Source organism: Caulobacter sp. GW822-FHT01G02, assembly GCF_058802865.1.
This window is the reverse complement of sequence record NZ_JBXAON010000009.1, coordinates 79,116-96,479: the sequence shown is the minus strand read 5'-3', so window position 1 is coordinate 96,479 and position 17,364 is coordinate 79,116. Positions and strand designations below refer to the sequence as shown.

Here is a 17,364-nt window from a genome sequence, read left to right as displayed (position 1 = left end):
CGGCCAGACAAGAACGAGGGTGCTGGCCAATCGCCCAGTGGGTCGTTGGTATTCGACGGTTTCAGTGGGCCTGGCGATGAGATGGCAGGGGACGTCACGGCCTCGCGCGGAACGCGTCTGCCGTCTCCCGACGCCTGCCCGGGCATTGCTGCTCGACCGTGAATCGCTGAAGCTTTCATAGGCGCTGAAGACGAGGCGGCATGAGCCATCGATGGGTCCACACCGTGCGCGTCGATCTTCTCGGCCGCCCAGAAAGCCTGCTCAAGATCGAGCTGGAGGATATCGCCGCCGCAGGTGCGGCCGAAACCTTGGCCAATCCCGTGCTCGGTGCGGGCTGGCTGCGGGTCCTGCAGGATGCGCTCGCGCCCCATGACTACGACTGGCTGGTGTGGCGGCAGGGCGGCCTTGGTCGTGGCAAGGAATTGCGACGCGGCTTCTCGGCCATTCTCGGTCGGTTCATGGCGCGGGCCTACCTTGAACGTCGGCATGGCGTACGAGACTTCGCCCCCATCTCAGGTCCGAGCGGGCTTTTTGGGGGCGCGCATCTGAGCCGCGGCAATCCCAAGATCGACCTGCCTGACTGGGTCGCTCTCGATGCGACGGGCGGACTGGTGCTCGCCGAAGCCAAAGGGAGTCACGAGGGCGGCAATGGCGCGCCGGCGAGCTGGGGAATCGGGACTTCAGCCTCGAACCCGCTCGCGCGCGCCGTCCGCCAGGTCAAGAACACCGTACTCAAGGACGACTTTGGCAGGCCCGTGCCTGTCCGGAGATGGGCGGTGGCTTCGCGATGGGCATGTGAGGACGGTCATGCCAAGCCCTATCTCGTAGCCTGGGACCCAGAGGACGGCCCCGAATATGACCCGCAGAGGCTCGATCAGATGCGGATTGAACTGCGCCGCCATGCGACCGCCGCGATCCTGGCGGGCATGGGTCTTGAGGGACTGGCGGGCGATGTCGTTCGGGGCGAGACCAGCGATCACCTGACGAGGGGCGCTGTTCGCCTCCACGGAACCTCCGAGGCCGACGACGACCTTCTCTTCGGCGTGGCCCTGGGTCCACTGGGCGTCATCAACCTCGCTGACGTCGACCTTTCTTTGCTGCGCGTGATCGAGGCCCGCACGGGCGTCAAAACCTATGTCTTCGGACTGACGCTCTCGGAGGTGAAGGCCGCGCTCTATGGCCTGTCACGACCGCCACCAGAGACGGAGGCGCCAACCGACGACGAGCGTTTTGGCCGCTTCACCTATAGCGCACGGCTCCAAAGGCGATTTCAGGGTGATGTACGCGCCCCGGACGCCCCCCAGCCTCGACACGCCCTCTATCAGCGCGACCGAGGTCGCCGCATCGTCAAGCTGGACACCATCGAGGCGATCGAGCCGATTGGGAAGGCGCTGGACAGTGATCTATTCTAGGTTCAATCCACATTCAGGGATTCACGCGGGGCCAGATGCGTGATTCATAGGTTTCCGCTTTTTGCGGAGGTCTAGGTATGGGTGTGAAGCGCTATGAGTTGACGCAGGCGCAGTGGGAACGGATCGCGCCGCTGCTTCCTGGCAAGGTTGGCGATCCGGGCAGAAGCGGCGCCGACAACCGGTTGTTCGTAAACGGGGTCTTGTGGGTCCTGCGGTCGGGCGCGTTCTGGCAGCACCTGCCGGAACGGTACGGCAAGTGGAAGACCGTTCACGCCCGCTTCACGCGTTGGGCCAGGGCCGGGGTCTGGGAAAAGGTCTTCGAGGACCTGATCAAGGATCGGCGCAACGAATATCTGATGCTCGACTCCACTCTGGTCAGGGCTCATCAGCAGGCGACAACAGGTCGGGGCTCCGGCTCAAAAAAGGGGGGCCCGATCCGGCTGTGGGGCGTTCCCGAGGCGGACTGACCACCAAGGTTCACATGGCTTGCGACGGCCTGGGCCGGCCCGTGCGCTTGCTCATCGCGCCAGGCCAGAGCCACGATATACTCGCCGTTCCCGCCCTGCTCGAAGGCCAAGCTCCCAAAGCCGTCCTGGCCGACCGCGCCTATGACGCCAACAATTTCAGGCGGCTTCTGGATCGCATCGGGGCCCAGGCCGTCATCCCCTCAACCCGCTCGCGCAAGGTTCCCATCCCCCACGATCCAATCATCTACAAACTCAGAAACCGCATCGAGCGCTGCTTCAACAAGCTCAAGCACTTCCGACGCTTCGCGACCCGCTACGACCGCATCGCCACACACTACTTGGCCTTCGCACACCTCGCCGCCATCATGCTCTGGCTGCGGTGAATGTGGATTCGTCCTAGTTCCGCCACCCTCTTTGCGCGCGGCAGCGGGCCGTCCCTACTTGCCTCGCATCCGGTCGATCTCGCTCTGGATATGGTTGTCCAGTCCGATCGCGGATTCCTCGATGTAGGCCCGCAGCCGCTGGGTCTGGTCCATGAACGAGCGATAGAGCTCCAGAGCACGATGCGGGTTGGCCTCCCGAGCCAGGTCTTGGGCGCGGCGGCGCCAGCCCGGGATCGGGTCCTTCCGGATCAGCCCAGGAAAGGACTTGGCCACGACTTCAACTGCAGCGAACACGGTGGCCGGCGGCGTCGCCAAGGCGGCGATGAACGCTTTGCCCTCTTCGCCAAAGGCGATCGGCCAGGATTGGGCGTCGATGATGACCTGGTCGCGCGACGTGGTGTCGAGGCCGTCGGTGAACAGGAAGTCGATATTGCTGTCCTGCTCGTCAATGACGCGCTCCATGTGGTCGGCCAGGGTCTCGATGAAATCGGCCGGCGCGTGGCCCGAGCGGCCCGCCAGAGTGGCGCAGGCCTGCGCGTAGTCCTCCAGGCTACCCGGAAAGGCTTTGTCACCGGGGAAATAGGCCTTTGGCCCGTTCAGGCAGGCGATCGTTGCTGCTCCAGCTGAGATAGCCGGGCGTCAGCCGCCCCATGACCTCGCAGGCGACCGTGAAATAGAACCGCGCGACTCCGAGCAGGACATCCTCGTGACGGACCCCGACGTGATAGGTCTCGTTGCGGAAGGTATGCCCCGCCCGGATCGTGTGCGCCTCTTCCTCGGACAGATGCCCAAGGGCCTGGGCCAGGCCGACCTTGGCGCCAAAATCCTGTCCCAGCGCCGACGACAGCTTCTTGGCGTGCGGATGCGCATAGTCAGGCTTCCAGCGCATGCTGACGACGTGGGCCTGTTCGTGCTCGGCCAGACGGTGCAGCGTCAGCTCCAGAGCGTTGTCGGTCAGCATCAGGCCAAAGCGCGCATAGTTCGGGTCGTCGACCTGCAGCTGTTCGAGAGCGAGATCGAGCTGCTCGATGATCTGCGCGAGACGAAGCAACACGGTTGCGCCTCCAATGCGGTCCTGGGGTATATTGATCCCGACAAGTTCAAGGGCGGCCTGCCTTGCCGTCAACCACCGCGCAGGGGCCCTTCACATCGGAGACGATCCCATGACCACGTCGGTCACCTTGTCGGCGACGCCCCGGGGCAACGGCTTCCAAGCCACGGTCACCCTACCCAATGGCGTTTCGATGAGTTCGGCGGAGACCTATCCCTCGATCCCAGAGGCGATCACAGCAGCCGCCCTGAAGCTTCTGGACATGCCCGAGCGGATCGACGCCCTCGGCGCTACGACCTGGCCCGAGGAAGGCGCGTTAGCCTGAAGCGCGGTTAGGTCTTGCCTGTCTGCGCGAGGCTCGCGCGCGTCTGGGCAATCTCCGCAACGGCGGCGTCGTAGTCGCGCCTGGCGTCGACAATGGCCATCGCTTCGACGATCCGCCGAAGCGCAGGATGCAGCTCCGCCTCTCAAGGATTGTCGCCTTCAGGCCGTGGCGTCTCGGAATCCATATTCTGCCTCCCGGAAGTGGCGGCCCCTCCGCGTCAGGAGGGACGCCTTCAACGGCTCACGCGTCGATGAGGCTGTAGTCGGGGTCATCAACGATAAGGCTGGGCGCATCTTCCAGGCCGTAGTTCAAGGACTTGACGCTAAGCACCGCGCCGCTGCCTTCGACGTATCGGAAGGCCGCTGGCTTGAAGATGCACAGGTTGTCGCCCCCGCCGACGCTGCTCCGGTACGACACCCCGTCAAAGCCGCGTCGGCGCAGGCAGTCGGCAATCAACTGGGTGACGGAGTAGCGCGCGGCTGCTTCCGGCACGATCGGCTCCGACATGAGCGTGTCGATCGAATGCACGAAGTGGAAGAGATCAAGATCGCTCTCGGTCTTGGTGAAGGCCGCGATGTCCGCATTGAAGCTGGCGATCCTCAGCGGTTGGATGCATTCGAATTGACCGACCGACACCTTGTGCCCTGGATGCGGACGGATTTCCGCCGCTGCGGTCGGGGCGTCGCTCGCGAGATAGAGAAAAGACGTTCCAGTCCGGTTTAGTCGCCCAGGACTGGCAAGCGGCGGCGGCGGCGCGCTGATGTCCTTGCCGGTGTATGGCCTGTCTCGCACCTCGGGCTTCCAGCCACTGTCGATCTTCTGATACTCGCCCTGAACGCCGGTTCTAGCCCGGAACAGCCGGCTTCCGACCCCCACAACGCCATCGACCCGCCCTTCAAGGCCGTCGAGCAGAGAAAACACTTCGGCCTCGACGTCGAAATGGTTCTGCTTGAGCAGTCGCGCTCGAAGCGCCTGCAGCGTCGGATGAAGGGTCTGTTGGATCGAGCGCGCCAGATGGCGCCCACCATCGTCGTCGGAGCCCGCGTACACAGAGATTCCAGGCTCGGGGTAGGGATTGTCGGAAAACAGCCAGTACAGCAACTCGTGAGCGCGGTTGCGCGAGGTCCGCCTATTGAAGAGGCTGTTTTCAGTTTCCAGGATGGGATTTGGCCGCGTCAGAAGATCCTCGACGGACTCGTCCGCACCCCAGTGACTATTGTACTCGAACTCTTCAAAGTAAAATCTGACAAGACCAGCCAGCAGATTCATCATTTCTTGCCGCTGCTCAATGGCGCAGGCGCGGGCAAACCCCTTGGTGGGAACGCAGATCGCGCACGCCAGCCCCTCCACGGCATGTACTTCCACGAAGTGCTTGAGCGCAGGATGTTTGCAGCATTCCACACAGAGCGACAGCATCTCGAAGGGAGGTTCATCCTCCGGCCAAGGCGCCTCTTCGACGGTGGGATCGGCAGACCAGGAGGAGCGGACTTCTTCGGACATCGATCGCGACGCTCCCACCTGAACCTGTGCTGATGCGGTCCCGCATACGACACCCATCCATCACAGTCGATCTCGCAGGCCGCGGGATGACGCCCGCACGCGGCAACAAAAAGGGCGGCCGCCCCGAAGGATCGGCCGCCCCGGAAACAAGGGCCTCGCCGCCAGCTAACCCGGCGGCGCGCCGCTGGTGAGGGCGGCATGCTCCTGGATCTGACCCAGATGCTCGATGCCGTAAAGCGCGGCGATCATGAAGATCGCCGAGATGATGAGCACCCGGCAGATCATGGCCGAGGCCCGATGCCAGGCGCCGGGCCGTTCGCCCAGCACCAGGATCACCAGTTCGGCGAAGCCGTAGACGAGGTAGCCCGACATCAGGCCCAGAAAGACCAGGCCATTGGTCAGGACGAAGGCCGCGACGTCTTGGCAGACCGGCGCGATCCCCAGTTGCGAGATGACAGACATGGACCAACTCCCACTTGAGGTTGGCCCCGAAAGCGACGACCGCCCCACCTTTCCCCCCTTTGGGGGCGGTGCTAGTTTGGGCTGCTAAGTCGATCCAAAGTCGACGACCTTCGGGGCATGCCTTCCCAAGAGGCATGCCCCTTTTCTATGCCCGCACCCGGCGAACAACAATCGCCCGCGCGACCATAACAGTCTGAAAATACAAAGCTATTTTGCGGCACAGCCAGCAATCGAAGTCAGTGGCATGACGGATTGCGCAGGCTTGGACTTAGCAGCGCTGCACCTCGCGGCGCCCTGTAGCGCAGCGGTGTAGGTCGCTTCGTGCGTACCCTGGGTAGTTCAAAACAACCCTAGACCGGCACGCTTGGGCTGTAGCCGAGTGGAATGCCCTGCAGCGCTATGCAGTGGGTTGTAATTGGCCACACTGTAACGCTAAATAGCAAAACGCCCTTCAATGGAGCATAGCCGTATGGTATGCCCGCCAAGGTAGACGGGGCTTCACCATGCCAATCGACGATCGTTCGGAAAACGACAACGCCGAGACCGGCGCTGCGCCGGCCACCGGGCCTGCAGCCGACGCTCCGCCCGAAGCGCGCGCTGAAGGCGCCGCCGATGGTGCGACGGCCAATCCCGGCGAAGGTGATCAGGCCGCCGCCGGTGGCGTCGCGGCTCAGCCTGCGACGGTCGCCGGACGCAACCAGCGCCCCCAGAATGTCGCCGATCTGATGTTCGAGGCCGAGACCTATGACGGCTGGTTTTCCGCCAACTGGAAGCACAACCGCTTCTATGTGCTCAACGCCAAGAAGCTAATCGGCGATCTCAAGCTTGAGCATACCAAGGGTGCGCCGGCCTTCACCGAAGCCAAGCGGATCATCAACGAGGACACCGGCTGGCCCGCCCAGTTCGCCTTCGACTACGGCTGCTCGCACACCTCGATCTATCCGGACAAGATCGAGAGCGCCAAATCGTTCGGGCACGCGGTGACCATAATCGTGGCGCTCGAGGTCTGGGCTGCTTCTCACAACTCCTCGATCAACGTCTATGACTATCTCCGGATCATTCCGGCCCAGTATTTCGTAGACCAGTTGGACAAGAAGCGCCTGGCCGACCTGGCCAAGCACCACAATGAACTTACGGAAGACGAGAAGACGGCCAAGTTTGGCGTGGACGCCAGGCTGTCCTTCAACAAGCTTTGCGTTCAGCGCATCAGCCAGATCAACGAAAACCTACTGCTGCAGATGGTCAGCGGGATGTGCGTCACGCGCCTGGTGGGCGAGAACTTGATTGCGTTCATCAACGAGCACTATCCCGAGGATCTTCACATCGGCCCGGTCCTGCCTTGTGGGTCGGATGACGCGGTCAGCCCGGGCCTTGGCCGGAAGAACGCTGCAACCGCGCTGCGCGTCCCCAAGCTTCGTGCGCCCGAGCTGATCTCCCCACCCTATCTCGCCTAATCAGGCCGACAGGTAGGCGTTGACACGCTGCCAGCGCGGGAGTCGCAGCCCGAAGTCCAGGCCCAGTGACCGTAGTTGCTCACGCATACGGGTCGCGGTGGTGTCGCTCAGCATGCGGGCCACATGTCCGTAGTCCAGCTGGGTCAGCTGCCCCAGGACCAGGATGCCGCGCGCCTCGATCGCCAGGGCTGGGCGGCGCAAGGCCTCTTCATCGCGGAAGCAATCGAAGACGCCATAGTCGAGATAGGGGTGAGCGTAGGTCGGGGCCATTCCGGATATGGGCGCCAGGCGCCGCACGAACGGAAGTTCGAGCTGGCAGGAATCCTGCCCGATCATCGACGAAACGCTGGAGATCAGCAGCAGCCGTCGCCCTATCGATCCGAGCCAGTTGTGGATACGTCCGTCGAGAGCCGGGGCGCGGTGCTGCGGGAGTTCTAGCCCATAGAACGCGAAGAGCGCCGCGTTTGCCTCGTCTTCAAGACTGCCATGGTCATCAGTCATGAGCGCCCTCGACCGACCTTGCGGGACACTACGGCGAGTCGAGCCAGTTCCCTATCGGCGAGACGCCGCCGGCCGCGATCAACTCTAAGCCCAAGGAGCTTCGGCCTCATGACCGCCCGCCTGCCCGAGCTCTCTCAAAGACAGCCGGGCGAGGCTTTCTCGCAGACCATCTGCGGCGGCTGACCCGCGCGGACGGTGATCTCGATATCGCCCGTCTGCTCGGTGACCAGGAAGCGGTTCTTGAAATCCTGGCTCTGGACCGCCTTGCCGCATCGAACGGGCATGGCGCCGCTTGCGTCGGTCAGGCTGGCGTCGGCCGTGGTGTCGTAGCGCTCCACCACCGCGCAGGCCGGATGGCCATATCCGCCGCCCAGATTGCTGGAGAACACCACATGGGTGGGCGACAGCGCCTTGATCCAGTCCGGATGGTTGCTGCCGTCGTAGTCGGAACCGTGGTGCGATCCGAAAAGATAGCCGGTCCCTGAAAGCCCCTGCCCCGCCCTCTCGGCATTGGCCAGGATCATCTTCTCGGTCAGCTCTTGGGCGTCGCCCGGGAAGATGAAGCTCACGCCCTCATAGGAGACGCGCACCACGGCGCTGTCGGCGTTCTTCTTGCCGTCCGTCTTCCAGGCCTTGGTGGGAAAGTCGGCGCGATGGGCGCGGTAGTAGGCCTGGGCGTTGGCGCTCAGCAGATCGATCTTGGCCGCGCCGCAGGAGACCCCGCGCACCGACCCCCACGCCGTCTCATTGGGCGTCAGGCACGAGATCCGGAACGTCTTGTCGTCACACGGGCGATTGGGCGGGTAGTCCTTGGTCGGGGCCGACAGGGTTTGGTGGACCTTGTTGATCCAGAGGCCAGCATCGCCGTAGTCGGCGAAGGCGCCCCCATAATAGACCTGACGCACGCGCTCGGGGTTCAGCAGCCACTTGCCGCGCTCGTCCTTACGCTTGAGCAGCGCGTAGTGGTCGATATCGCCATGCGAGAGGATCACCCGCAGCGGCCGCAGATAGCCGCCCGGCCCGTCATAGCCGTCCAGGACGGCGTTGATCTTGCGACCGGCCGTGTCGATCGAGCCGCCACCGCCGCCGGCCTTGCCGCAATCGATCAAGATGGGCAGATCGTCAGGGCATTCGACCAGGACGCAAGCGCCCTGGCCGATGTCATAGACATGGACCTTGAGGACGCCCGGCGTCGGCGCGGCCCGCGCTCGCGCCGGCGCGAGGCCGCCCAGCCCCGCCAGCGCCACGGTCAGCCCCATCAGAACGTGCAGCACCTTGCGCAATGTCGCCCTCCTCGCCAAACGCAACTTACACCCTGCATCATGACACAAACTCTGCTATGGGTTTATCGCTGACTGGATTTCCATAGCGCGGGGGGCGTTGATGGCGTGGCGTTGGCTTAAGCTTCTCCTGGTGGGCATGGCGCTGGCGACGAGCCTTGGCGCTCCGGCCTTGGCCTATGGCCCGCAGGGTCACGAGATTATCGCCACCGTGGCCCGCGACCGCCTGTTCGCGCGCGACAAGCGGTTCGAGGCGCGCTTCTGGGCCATCGTCCAGGCCGATAACCTGACGGTTCAGTACACACCCAAGCCGACCCCGAAGAACCCTCACCCCAAGCCCAGGACGTGTCGCGCCACGACGATCGCGCAGCTGGCCAACTGGCCCGATTGCGTGCGGCCCTCGCAGGCCTACGCCAAGACAGCCCCCTACCATTTCGATGACGTGCCGCGCTGCCCGGTGGCCGCCACCCTGCCCGACAAGTCGATCTACTGCGCCAATGGCCAGTGCGCGACCGAGGCGCTCAAGCGCTACATCGCCGTCCTGCAGAATTCCGCCAGCACGCCGCGCCAGAAGGCCGAGGCCCTGAGCTTCATCATCCACATCGTCGGCGACCTTCACCAACCGATGCACGCCAGCGAGAACGGCAATGATCGCGGCGGCGGCCAGGTGAAGATCTCGATCGCCAAGGGCGCCATTCCCGACAACCCCGGCCCGGCCGACAACCTGCATTCCCTGTGGGACGGAGATCTGGTGTTCGCCGCGGTGGCGGACCCGCCCGTGGCGATCCCAAAAATCCGCCAGCTGGCCGACGCCAACGCCGCGAGCTGGTCAAACCCCGATCCCGACGCCTGGGCGCTGCGCTCGCACCGGCGCGCCGAAGCCGCCTATTCGGAACTGACCACGCCCCCGGCCTGCGACCAGGGCGCGGCCGACGGCGGCAAGGTCACCAAGGCCTATGTCGATGCGGCCAAGCCCGACGTCGAAGAAAACCTGGCGCGGGCGGCCGTACAGCTGACCGACGTCCTGGCGTTGGCCCTGACCCCGCCCGGCGGCTTCCACTAGGTGCTTGGCCGGCGCCTGCGTCTCATGGATTGCAGACGATGCGCAGGCGCACGCCGGCCCGGTCGAAGCTCGTGCGCACGCTGGCCAGGAAGTAGATGAACTGATTGTCCGGGATGGCGCGGTTCGTGAACGCCCGATCAGCGGCGCCCTGGCTGAGCAGACCCACCGTCAGGATCACCACTTCCCGCGTGTAGGTCGGGTCGGCCAGAGCCGCGAGCAGTCGCTCACGCGCGCCGCCGATGTCACCGCCCGAAGGCTTCCAGAGCCGCGAGCGCGAAATCTCGTCGCCAGGGTGGGCCTTCTCGCCTGTGCGCTTGCCGTTCTTGTTCCGTGGGTCCGTGGACGTCGCGTCCAGATGGACGCTCCAAGTTTTCTCCCAGGCCTCCAAAGGCGGCACGGCGCTGCGCGCCGATCCGGCCAAGGCCAAGCTCGCCTGGGCCTGTCGCGCCACATCCTGCAGCCGGCCGGCCGAGGCAGAAGGGTTGGCCGTTTCGGCCGCCTTGGCGTGGATGATCAGGATTCGCTTTTCATCGCCGGTGTCGAGGATGGCGTAGAAGTCGGCGGTCTCGACGCTGCTGTCGTCGCAGATCAGGACGCTGGCGCGCGCCAGGTCGCCTGCCAGGCCCGGCGCCTTTGGATCGCCATTGGCCCAGGCCTCGACCTTCCCGAACAGGGTCTTGGTGTTCCAGTCGTTCTTGTCGTTGACGCGAGTGTCGCCTTTCTCGCTGACCACACCGGCGACAGCAGCGTCGCCCTCCAGCACCGACAGAAGGCCCTTGTCGACCTCCGGCTCATAGAAATGGCCGTGCGAATAGACCACCCCGCTCGACGCGGGGACCACCTCGAAGGCCTGGTCGACATTGAGCAAACGGGTCAGTGACGGCGACAGGCGTTGGCCGAAACTGTCGGACGAAACCTCGTCGTCGCTCCCGTCGTCGAGCGCTTCGGTTTCGTCGGTGAGCAGCTTGTTCAGCGCCTCCGACGTCAGAACGTAGCGCCCTCGCGCCGGCACCCCGGGATAATATTCGTAGCGGATGTCGACCTTGATGTTGGCGAACACAAAATGATGGTCGACGCCACCCTTGGCGTTGGGGACAGGCACCACCGGACAGCAGGTGTCTTCCTTGAGGACTTTCTCGATTTCCGCGCGCTTCCAGCCCTTGTCCTTGGGTGAGCCCTTCTCGGGAAAGAGGTCCGCCAGGTCCAGCAGGATCGATTTAGGCTCGCCCAAGGTCGCGTCGAGCGGCGGAACCTCCTTGGCAAACCGGTCGAAATAGCCGTGGGGACGAATGGCATCGTCCGACATCACCGCCGCGACCTTGCGCGCCCAATCGACATAGAGCTTGAGCGACACGAACTGGTTGGAGGCGTCGGTGAGGTTGGATCGGGCCAGCGACAGGCGTCGCCTGGCGGTGCTTCCCGCAAACGGGCTATAGCCGACGATGGTCGTGGGGCTCTGGCTGGCCTCGGCCAGGTCGAAATAGCTGTTGTCGAGGGCGTGGCGACGCACGCTGATCGAGCGCAGGCCCAGTTCGCTGACGTCCAGCCCCTTGGCGGTCGTCTCGACGATGCGGACCTTCTGCTTATCGTCGCCCTGTTGCTCTGGGAACAGGCGCTTGAGCTCGACGGCTTCTGGCGCGGTCAGCTTCAGACGGCTGAGGTCCAGGCAGTTGCCTTCGGTATCGAGCAGGAAGATGTAGCGACCGGCCCGGGCGATCGCGAGCAGGCCCATCGTCCACTCCGGGATCTGATGGGCGATCAGCAGCGGCGAATTGCGCCAGGCCAGATAGCGGATCAGTCGGACATCGGCATGTTCGGGCTCACCGCCCGGCTCCACCGCGACGATGTCGAACCGGTCCTCCAGCATCATCGCTTCGCGCGCGGCGGCGGCCAGCTCGTTGAGATGCTTATCCTTGTCTTCGGCCAGCTCCTTGTCACCGATCCGGCAGACCGTCGCCCGACACGGCAGCATGAAGCCTGACATGGTCGGCGGCTCACTGAAGAGACGCCCCTCCCGAAACTCGCGGGCGACATACTGGACCTCGGGCGAGGCCTTCTTGAGCGTTTCGAGCAACTGGGTTTCGGCGGTGAAGGCCACCTCGGGTTGGGCTTGGGCATAGCGCTCATAGGCTAGATAGCCCTTCCAGCGCTCCTGGGTTCGCTCGGCGATGGTCGGCGCGCCCTCGAACTTGGTTAGGCGCTTGCGCGCGGCGCGGATGGTGGCGATACGCCCCTGCTCGTCGTTTGGATCGGGCAAGCGGATCGCGCGGCCGATCTGCTGGACCAGTTGCCGGGCCGAGCCGAAATCATCGAACAGCCAGATCTCGATGAACTCGGCGATGTCGACGCCTTCGAGCAACTTGTATTGGTGCAGCCAGACGCGCGCGGCCATGGCTTTGGAACTCTTAAGCGCCTGATGGACGTGGCCGAAGCTAAGATCGGCGAGAAGCGTCTCGACGCGATCGGATGCTTCTTCTTTGACGTCCTCGGCCTTCTTCTTCCTCGGCTGCTTGATCTTTTCGTGGATCAGCACGGCGGCTTCGCCGGCCTCCTTGAACAGGGCCCGCTGGATCCGCTTGAGGTCGCCAAAGCTCTTGGCGTGGACGATGGCCTTCTTGCCGGCCGGCAATCCCTCAAGGGCCGACTTGAAGTCGTTGACGAAGAGCTTGGCGGAATATTTGTCGTCGGCGACCCCATCGTCTTCGGGGCTCGGGGCGATCTTCACGTCGCGGATCAGGCGTTCGTCGACAGCCTCGCTCCAGGGTAGGTTGAAGATGAACTTCCCCGACACCTGGAAATACTTGTAATCGTTGCGGTAGGGCGTGGCCGTGAAGATGACCGTGGGCTTGCCCAGTTTGCGGATGGCCTGGGCCCAGGAATAGGCCGGCTCGTGATGGCCCTCGTCGACGATGACCAGGTCGACGGACTTGATCAGCTTACGGAACGCTTCGAGGTCCAGCCCCACCGCGCCGTCCTTTCCCGGCCCGAACGCCGCGCCCGCCGGGCGCTCGTCCCGCCCCTGGAAGGAACGGTGAGCCGGCGGCTCGACGCCCAGCAGCAGATGCAGCGCGTTGAAGGTGCCGACCCAGATTTGGCGCTCGTTGTCCTCGTCCTGCTTGATCAGGTGGTACTGCTCGGCGACGAGCCGCCGCACAGGCCGATCCTTGATGTCCTCGGGCTCGGCGGGAAGGGCATCGAGAGCTTCCTGCGCCACACCTTCAATCAAGCCGCCGCGCGTGTAGTGCGCGCCGAGCTTCTTCCAGAACCGAGTGGTCAGGTCTTCGGCCATTTGCCGGACCAGGCTGGTGCGCGGCGTCAGGATCAGGGTTTTCGTGACACCCGGCGAGGCGCAGGCCAGGGCGGCGATGACGCCGGATTTTCCGGTTCCGGTCGGCATCTTGATCAAGGCGGCTTCGCCGGCCGCGCAGGCTCCGGGAACCTTGTCCGTCGCGAGATAGGCCTGAACGAAGGCGACCGCCCGACGCTGGGGCCATCGCAACCCTACGTCCGGCCGATAGTCAGCCTCGCCCATGCCCCAGAACGCGTGCTTCTTCAGCTTGGCGATCCGCGCGCGATAGGCCTCATCGACTTGGGCGCGAACAGCCTCGGGCACGACCACGGTCGCACGCCCGCCCTTGCCTTCAGGCTTGGTCAGGGCGTCCAGGGTGGCGACGCGCGAATAGTCCTTAGCCATTCCACGCCCCCAACGCTCGCTACCTGGAATTGAAGCGCCACCGTTCTACGGCCGAGCCTTGTGAGTCTCAAGCACGCCGCGACGGCGAGGTTTAGGATAGCGACCTGCCAAGGTCGCAACTCAGGAGGAAGCTTGACCGCTGTATGGTTTCAGCGCGAGCTTCGCCAAACAATGTTTGACGACCGTTGGGGGCTGTCGATTTCAAAACCGCCCGCCACCTTGGCCGACGATGCGTCACCTTGTGGCCAATTCCGCGATCACGCCCAGCAGCACCCCCACTCGGACTCGAACATGGCTCCTCAGACCAAAGTCATCCGCCGCTACACGTCGATCGCCGCGACGCTGGACATCCTGAGACGCAAAGCCTTGCCGCTCTTGAACCCGGACTTCTGGGACGATCGCAACGATCGCTACTTCATGGCGCGTTACAAGGAATCCAAGAAGCTTGGTGGCCTCTACGCCCTCTGCGCGGCCCGCTGCAACGAGACCTATCACCATTGGCGGGTCTTCACCGGCCAAGCGGACGGCGCCTGTCTGGAAATCCATCGTAAGCCCTTGGAGGCTGCGCTCGATGGCCTTCCCGAGGTCCGCTACGGCAAGGTCGACTATCTGATCCTGGACGATGTCGACACGCTCAAGCCTGCTGACCTCAATCGCCTTCCGTTCGTCAAACGCGCAGGTTTCGCGGCCGAAGAGGAGTACCGGATCATCCTGGAGTCCGATGAGCCGCAGGCCGCCGCCCTGAGCATCGAATTTCCCCTGGAGCTGATCGGGCGAATCCATCTCAATCCCTGGCTTCCCAAGTCGATCGCCCAGAGCGTCATCGAGACGATCCACGCCATTCCCGGCTGCGAGAAGATCAGCGTCCATCGCTCGCAGTTGATCGATAACGCCCGCTGGAAGGATGCCGGGGACCGCGTGAGTGGCAAGCCATCGTCCAAGGCCGGACGGGTTCTCAAGCTCCCGCCCAAGACGGCCCAGCCCGTCAGCAAGCCGGCTAAACCCAAGAAGCCCGTAAAGCCGGCCAAACCAGGCTCGAGTCCCATCCAATCCAAGACCGCAACGAAGCCCAAAGCGGCAGCGCGCGGCGTCAAGCCTCGCCCAAAAGCCTGATCGACTAAGCTGCCGATGGCTTGAAACAGGAAAGACTAAGATACCAAGGGCCATTGCAGACGGCCGCGCTCGTTCACCATATGATCTCCGGCAAAGCGGCCGTGCGTTGGCTGTTATCTGGATCTGCAGCGATGGCCGAACCGGCCGAAGATATAGAGCCCTATCTGGCCACGACCGCCGAAATGCTGGCCGCCGAAGGCATGGACTGGATTGCGGACATTCTGCGGACGGCCGACCATCGGGTCGAGGAGACCGGTTTCGACAACTGGAATGGCGGAACCTACACCTACACCGTCTTCCTGGCGGTGGAGCCGGCCCAGTACGGACAACTGGGCGATTCCCGAGAGCCGATCGAGGAACAGATCGCCGTCCGGCTGAAGGCCGTGGTCGCGCCGTACACGTCCAATTGGTACACCGTCTCGGTCGTGCCGAAGGTCATGCGTCGGCCCGACTGGCGTGAGACGAAAGGCGATCTCTCCCAAGCCGTACGGCGGAACATCATCGACGGCTTGAAGCTTGACGGCGTGGCCTGGGCGGGCCGGCTGGCCGATGTCGAGTTTCTCGAACGGATTTTCGACCTGCGACAGCTGCCGTCGACCGACAGCCGCTTTCAGGATGCGGCCGGCGACATCTGGCAGCACAGGGTGAACAACCCGGAGGACTGGTCAGACGATTGGATCTACGGCGACAACCGGTTCAATCTTCTGTCTGGGCCTTCGGACGTCTTCCTTCGCTTCCTCTGCGAGGTCGTCCATCCGGTCGTTCGTCCGGACCGCAATGAAGCCCTCAGGCTCGTTCAGCACTTCAATGATCAGCTACGCCAGGACGGCTGGGCGCTTGTCGAGGAAGAGAAGATCGCCGGGCGTCCGCGCTATGTGGCCAAGCCCGCGGGCATGGCTGGCGGTCGTGCGGTGTCCAGAGCCCGCACGGTTGCCGACGCTCTGGACGCCGGCTGGATGCAAAAGGAGATCGAACGCCTGGAGAACGCCGTCGATCGCGACCCGGCGCTTGCTATCGGCACGGCCAAGGACCTCGTCGAAAGTTGCTGCAAGTCGATCCTGACCAAGCGTGGAGTCGCCTTTACGACCTCGGCTGGCCTCCCCGACTTGACCAAGCTTCTGGCCAAGGAACTCAAGCTCGTGCCCGAGCGTGTTTCAGAACAGGCTCGCGGCGTCGAAGCGGTCAAGCAAGTGCTGCGCAGCCTCTCGGCCATCACGCACCACTTGGCCGAACTGCGCGGGCTCTATGGCAGCGGTCACGGACGCGATGGGCGACACCGAGGGCTCGAACCACGTCACGCCCGCCTCGCCGTCGCCTCGGCGGTGGCGTTCATCGATTTTGTAACGGAGACCCACCATCGCCGCCCGATGGAAAGCGTTGAAACGGCGACGCAGCCCGAGACGGGCCGAGTGGCATGATGGAACGCGGCCGCCTCAGCGCCCTCCCCACCATTCCGATCATCGCCGCCGCGCCCACCGGGCGCGGCGGCGTGGCCGATCAGTATTCCTCGGCCAACAGCAGGGTCAGCACCCGCTTGGTCACGGCCGGGTCGGCCGGATCGGGCGAGGCCATGCACAGATCAAGGTCGTAGTAGTCGATCTTCCAGAACAGGCGCTGGCCGCCCCGTTCGAACGCGCCGAAGTCGTGTTCCCCGTGCGGGTCGTTGTCCTCGGAGAAGTCGGAGAACTCACGCACGGCGGTCACGAGCTGGGCCAGGGCCGCCTGGCCCAGGGCCTGGACACCAGGCGTCAGCACCCAGCCCGCGCCGGGCTCGGCGCGGCAGGCGTCGTTCAGGGCCGCGATCGCGGCGGTATGGTCTTGCTCGGTCATAGGAATATTCTCCTCGGAGTTCGGGGTCAGGCGCAAAGCGCGCCTGACCCCGGCGCCCGTCGGCGAGACCGGGTGTGCAAACGGAGGGGCGGCTTCGCGGGGACCCGGCTGCAGGACCCGAAGGGTCCGAAGCTGGGCGGAAGCCGATCCGAAGTGCGCCGAGGGCGGAGCCCTAAGTCTTGCGCGCCCGCATGCGGGCGCTCATGACCCATGAAGCCTGCACAGGAGCCCGCGCATCGCGCGTGGCGGGAGGCGGCGTCGAGCGATCGGCGGCAGGCCAAAGCCTGCCCGAAGGGTCGCGCCCGAGGGAGCGGCGAAAGCCGCGGGACCGAGCGTGACCGCCGAACGCTCTCCTTATCGGGTGGAGCCGGACGCGAAAGCGTCCGGCGGGAACCCAAAAGCGAAGCCGCGCCACCGGTGCCCCATCACGGGCGCATTGACTCCCTCAACCCCCAAATGAGAACAATACAGGAACATTCAGGAGCCCCACCATGCCGACCCAACGCGCCGATCCGCGCGCGCGCCCTGCCGCGCTCAGAGAACCCCGCGTCTATATGCGGACCATTGGCCGACTGACCCGGATGGCGGTCGACGAGGGCTATGGCGCCGACAAGACCCGCCGGACGCTGAACTTCCACCTGCACACCAAGGGCGGCCTCAACAGCCCCGCTGAGTTCGTCGATCCCAAGGACGTGCCGCCGTTCGAAGGCGACGTGGCCTGGTTCGAGATGGAGAAGATCCAGCGCGGCGGCGAGCGACGCTGGCCCTGGTGGCGAGCGGTGCGCCAGGTCGATCCACCCGAGGGGACGTGATCGACTTCGCCGAACAC

The 17,364-nt window shown here is 64.5% G+C and carries 16 protein-coding genes; 8 read left to right on the top strand and 8 right to left on the bottom strand.

Features of this window, described 5'->3' with window-relative positions; all coding sequences use genetic code 11:
* The first annotated feature begins 200 nt into the window (after positions 1–200).
* The gene (locus AC1RNC_RS23315; RefSeq protein WP_492888437.1) at positions 201–1,412 is read left to right on the top strand and encodes a hypothetical protein; all 1,212 of its coding nucleotides are present in this window, start codon (positions 201–203) and stop codon (positions 1,410–1,412) included.
* A 77-nt stretch (positions 1,413–1,489) separates the two neighbouring features.
* Positions 1,490–2,262, top strand: a protein-coding gene (locus AC1RNC_RS23310; protein ID WP_492888436.1) for an IS5 family transposase whose coding sequence is annotated in 2 segments (ribosomal slippage) — positions 1,490–1,835 and positions 1,835–2,262 — 774 coding nt in all. Because the reading frame shifts where the segments join, the coding sequence is not laid out codon by codon here.
* Between the two features lie 54 nt (positions 2,263–2,316).
* On the opposite strand, the gene AC1RNC_RS23305 is transcribed toward AC1RNC_RS23310, so the two are convergent.
* Entirely contained in the window at positions 2,317–2,724 is a 408-nt protein-coding gene (locus AC1RNC_RS23305; protein ID WP_492888435.1) for a hypothetical protein, read from the bottom strand.
* 106 nt (positions 2,725–2,830) lie between these two features.
* The gene (locus AC1RNC_RS23300; protein WP_492888434.1) at positions 2,831–3,316 is read right to left on the bottom strand and encodes a hypothetical protein; all 486 of its coding nucleotides are present in this window, start codon (positions 3,314–3,316) and stop codon (positions 2,831–2,833) included.
* A gap of 109 nt (positions 3,317–3,425) precedes the next feature.
* Here AC1RNC_RS23300 and AC1RNC_RS23295 point away from each other — a divergent pair, with 109 nt between their 5' ends.
* Entirely contained in the window at positions 3,426–3,638 is a 213-nt protein-coding gene (locus tag AC1RNC_RS23295) for a hypothetical protein (RefSeq protein ID WP_492888433.1), read from the top strand.
* 240 nt (positions 3,639–3,878) lie between these two features.
* On the opposite strand, the gene AC1RNC_RS23290 is transcribed toward AC1RNC_RS23295, so the two are convergent.
* Positions 3,879–5,138: an RES family NAD+ phosphorylase gene (locus AC1RNC_RS23290; RefSeq protein WP_492888432.1), complete on the bottom strand. Its 1,260-nt coding sequence runs from the start codon at positions 5,136–5,138 to the stop codon at positions 3,879–3,881.
* Positions 5,139–5,303: 165 nt separating this feature from the next.
* Entirely contained in the window at positions 5,304–5,600 is a 297-nt protein-coding gene (locus AC1RNC_RS23285; protein ID WP_492888431.1) for a hypothetical protein, read from the bottom strand.
* 503 nt (positions 5,601–6,103) lie between these two features.
* Between AC1RNC_RS23285 and AC1RNC_RS23280 the strand changes: the two genes are divergently transcribed.
* Positions 6,104–7,054, top strand: coding sequence for a hypothetical protein (locus tag AC1RNC_RS23280; protein ID WP_492888430.1), 951 nt, complete (start codon positions 6,104–6,106; stop codon positions 7,052–7,054).
* On the opposite strand, the gene AC1RNC_RS23275 is transcribed toward AC1RNC_RS23280, so the two are convergent.
* Both AC1RNC_RS23275 and AC1RNC_RS23270 read right to left on the bottom strand, forming a co-directional pair.
* Positions 7,055–7,555, bottom strand: coding sequence for a hypothetical protein (locus AC1RNC_RS23275; protein WP_492888429.1), 501 nt, complete (start codon positions 7,553–7,555; stop codon positions 7,055–7,057).
* A gap of 134 nt (positions 7,556–7,689) precedes the next feature.
* The gene (locus tag AC1RNC_RS23270) at positions 7,690–8,838 is read right to left on the bottom strand and encodes a ComEC/Rec2 family competence protein (protein ID WP_492888428.1); all 1,149 of its coding nucleotides are present in this window, start codon (positions 8,836–8,838) and stop codon (positions 7,690–7,692) included.
* Positions 8,839–8,938: 100 nt separating this feature from the next.
* Between AC1RNC_RS23270 and AC1RNC_RS23265 the strand changes: the two genes are divergently transcribed.
* A complete protein-coding gene (locus AC1RNC_RS23265) occupies positions 8,939–9,898 on the top strand; it encodes a S1/P1 nuclease (protein WP_492888427.1) in 960 nt (319 codons plus the stop codon).
* Positions 9,899–9,920: 22 nt separating this feature from the next.
* Here the strand turns inward: AC1RNC_RS23265 and AC1RNC_RS23260 are convergent, their stop codons facing one another.
* Positions 9,921–13,592 (bottom strand): DEAD/DEAH box helicase, encoded by a 3,672-nt coding sequence (locus AC1RNC_RS23260; protein ID WP_492888426.1) that lies wholly within the window; start codon positions 13,590–13,592, stop codon positions 9,921–9,923.
* Positions 13,593–13,724: 132 nt separating this feature from the next.
* On the opposite strand from AC1RNC_RS23260, the gene AC1RNC_RS23255 reads away from it, so the two are divergent.
* Positions 13,725–14,705: a DUF2971 domain-containing protein gene (locus tag AC1RNC_RS23255; RefSeq protein WP_492888425.1), complete on the top strand. Its 981-nt coding sequence runs from the start codon at positions 13,725–13,727 to the stop codon at positions 14,703–14,705.
* 131 nt (positions 14,706–14,836) lie between these two features.
* Entirely contained in the window at positions 14,837–16,123 is a 1,287-nt protein-coding gene (locus tag AC1RNC_RS23250) for an abortive infection family protein (protein WP_492888424.1), read from the top strand.
* Between the two features lie 79 nt (positions 16,124–16,202).
* On the opposite strand, the gene AC1RNC_RS23245 is transcribed toward AC1RNC_RS23250, so the two are convergent.
* A complete protein-coding gene (locus tag AC1RNC_RS23245; RefSeq protein ID WP_492888423.1) occupies positions 16,203–16,535 on the bottom strand; it encodes a DUF3768 domain-containing protein in 333 nt (110 codons plus the stop codon).
* 491 nt (positions 16,536–17,026) lie between these two features.
* Between AC1RNC_RS23245 and AC1RNC_RS23240 the strand changes: the two genes are divergently transcribed.
* Positions 17,027–17,347: a hypothetical protein gene (locus AC1RNC_RS23240; RefSeq protein ID WP_492888422.1), complete on the top strand. Its 321-nt coding sequence runs from the start codon at positions 17,027–17,029 to the stop codon at positions 17,345–17,347.
* Positions 17,348–17,364 lie beyond the last annotated feature (17 nt).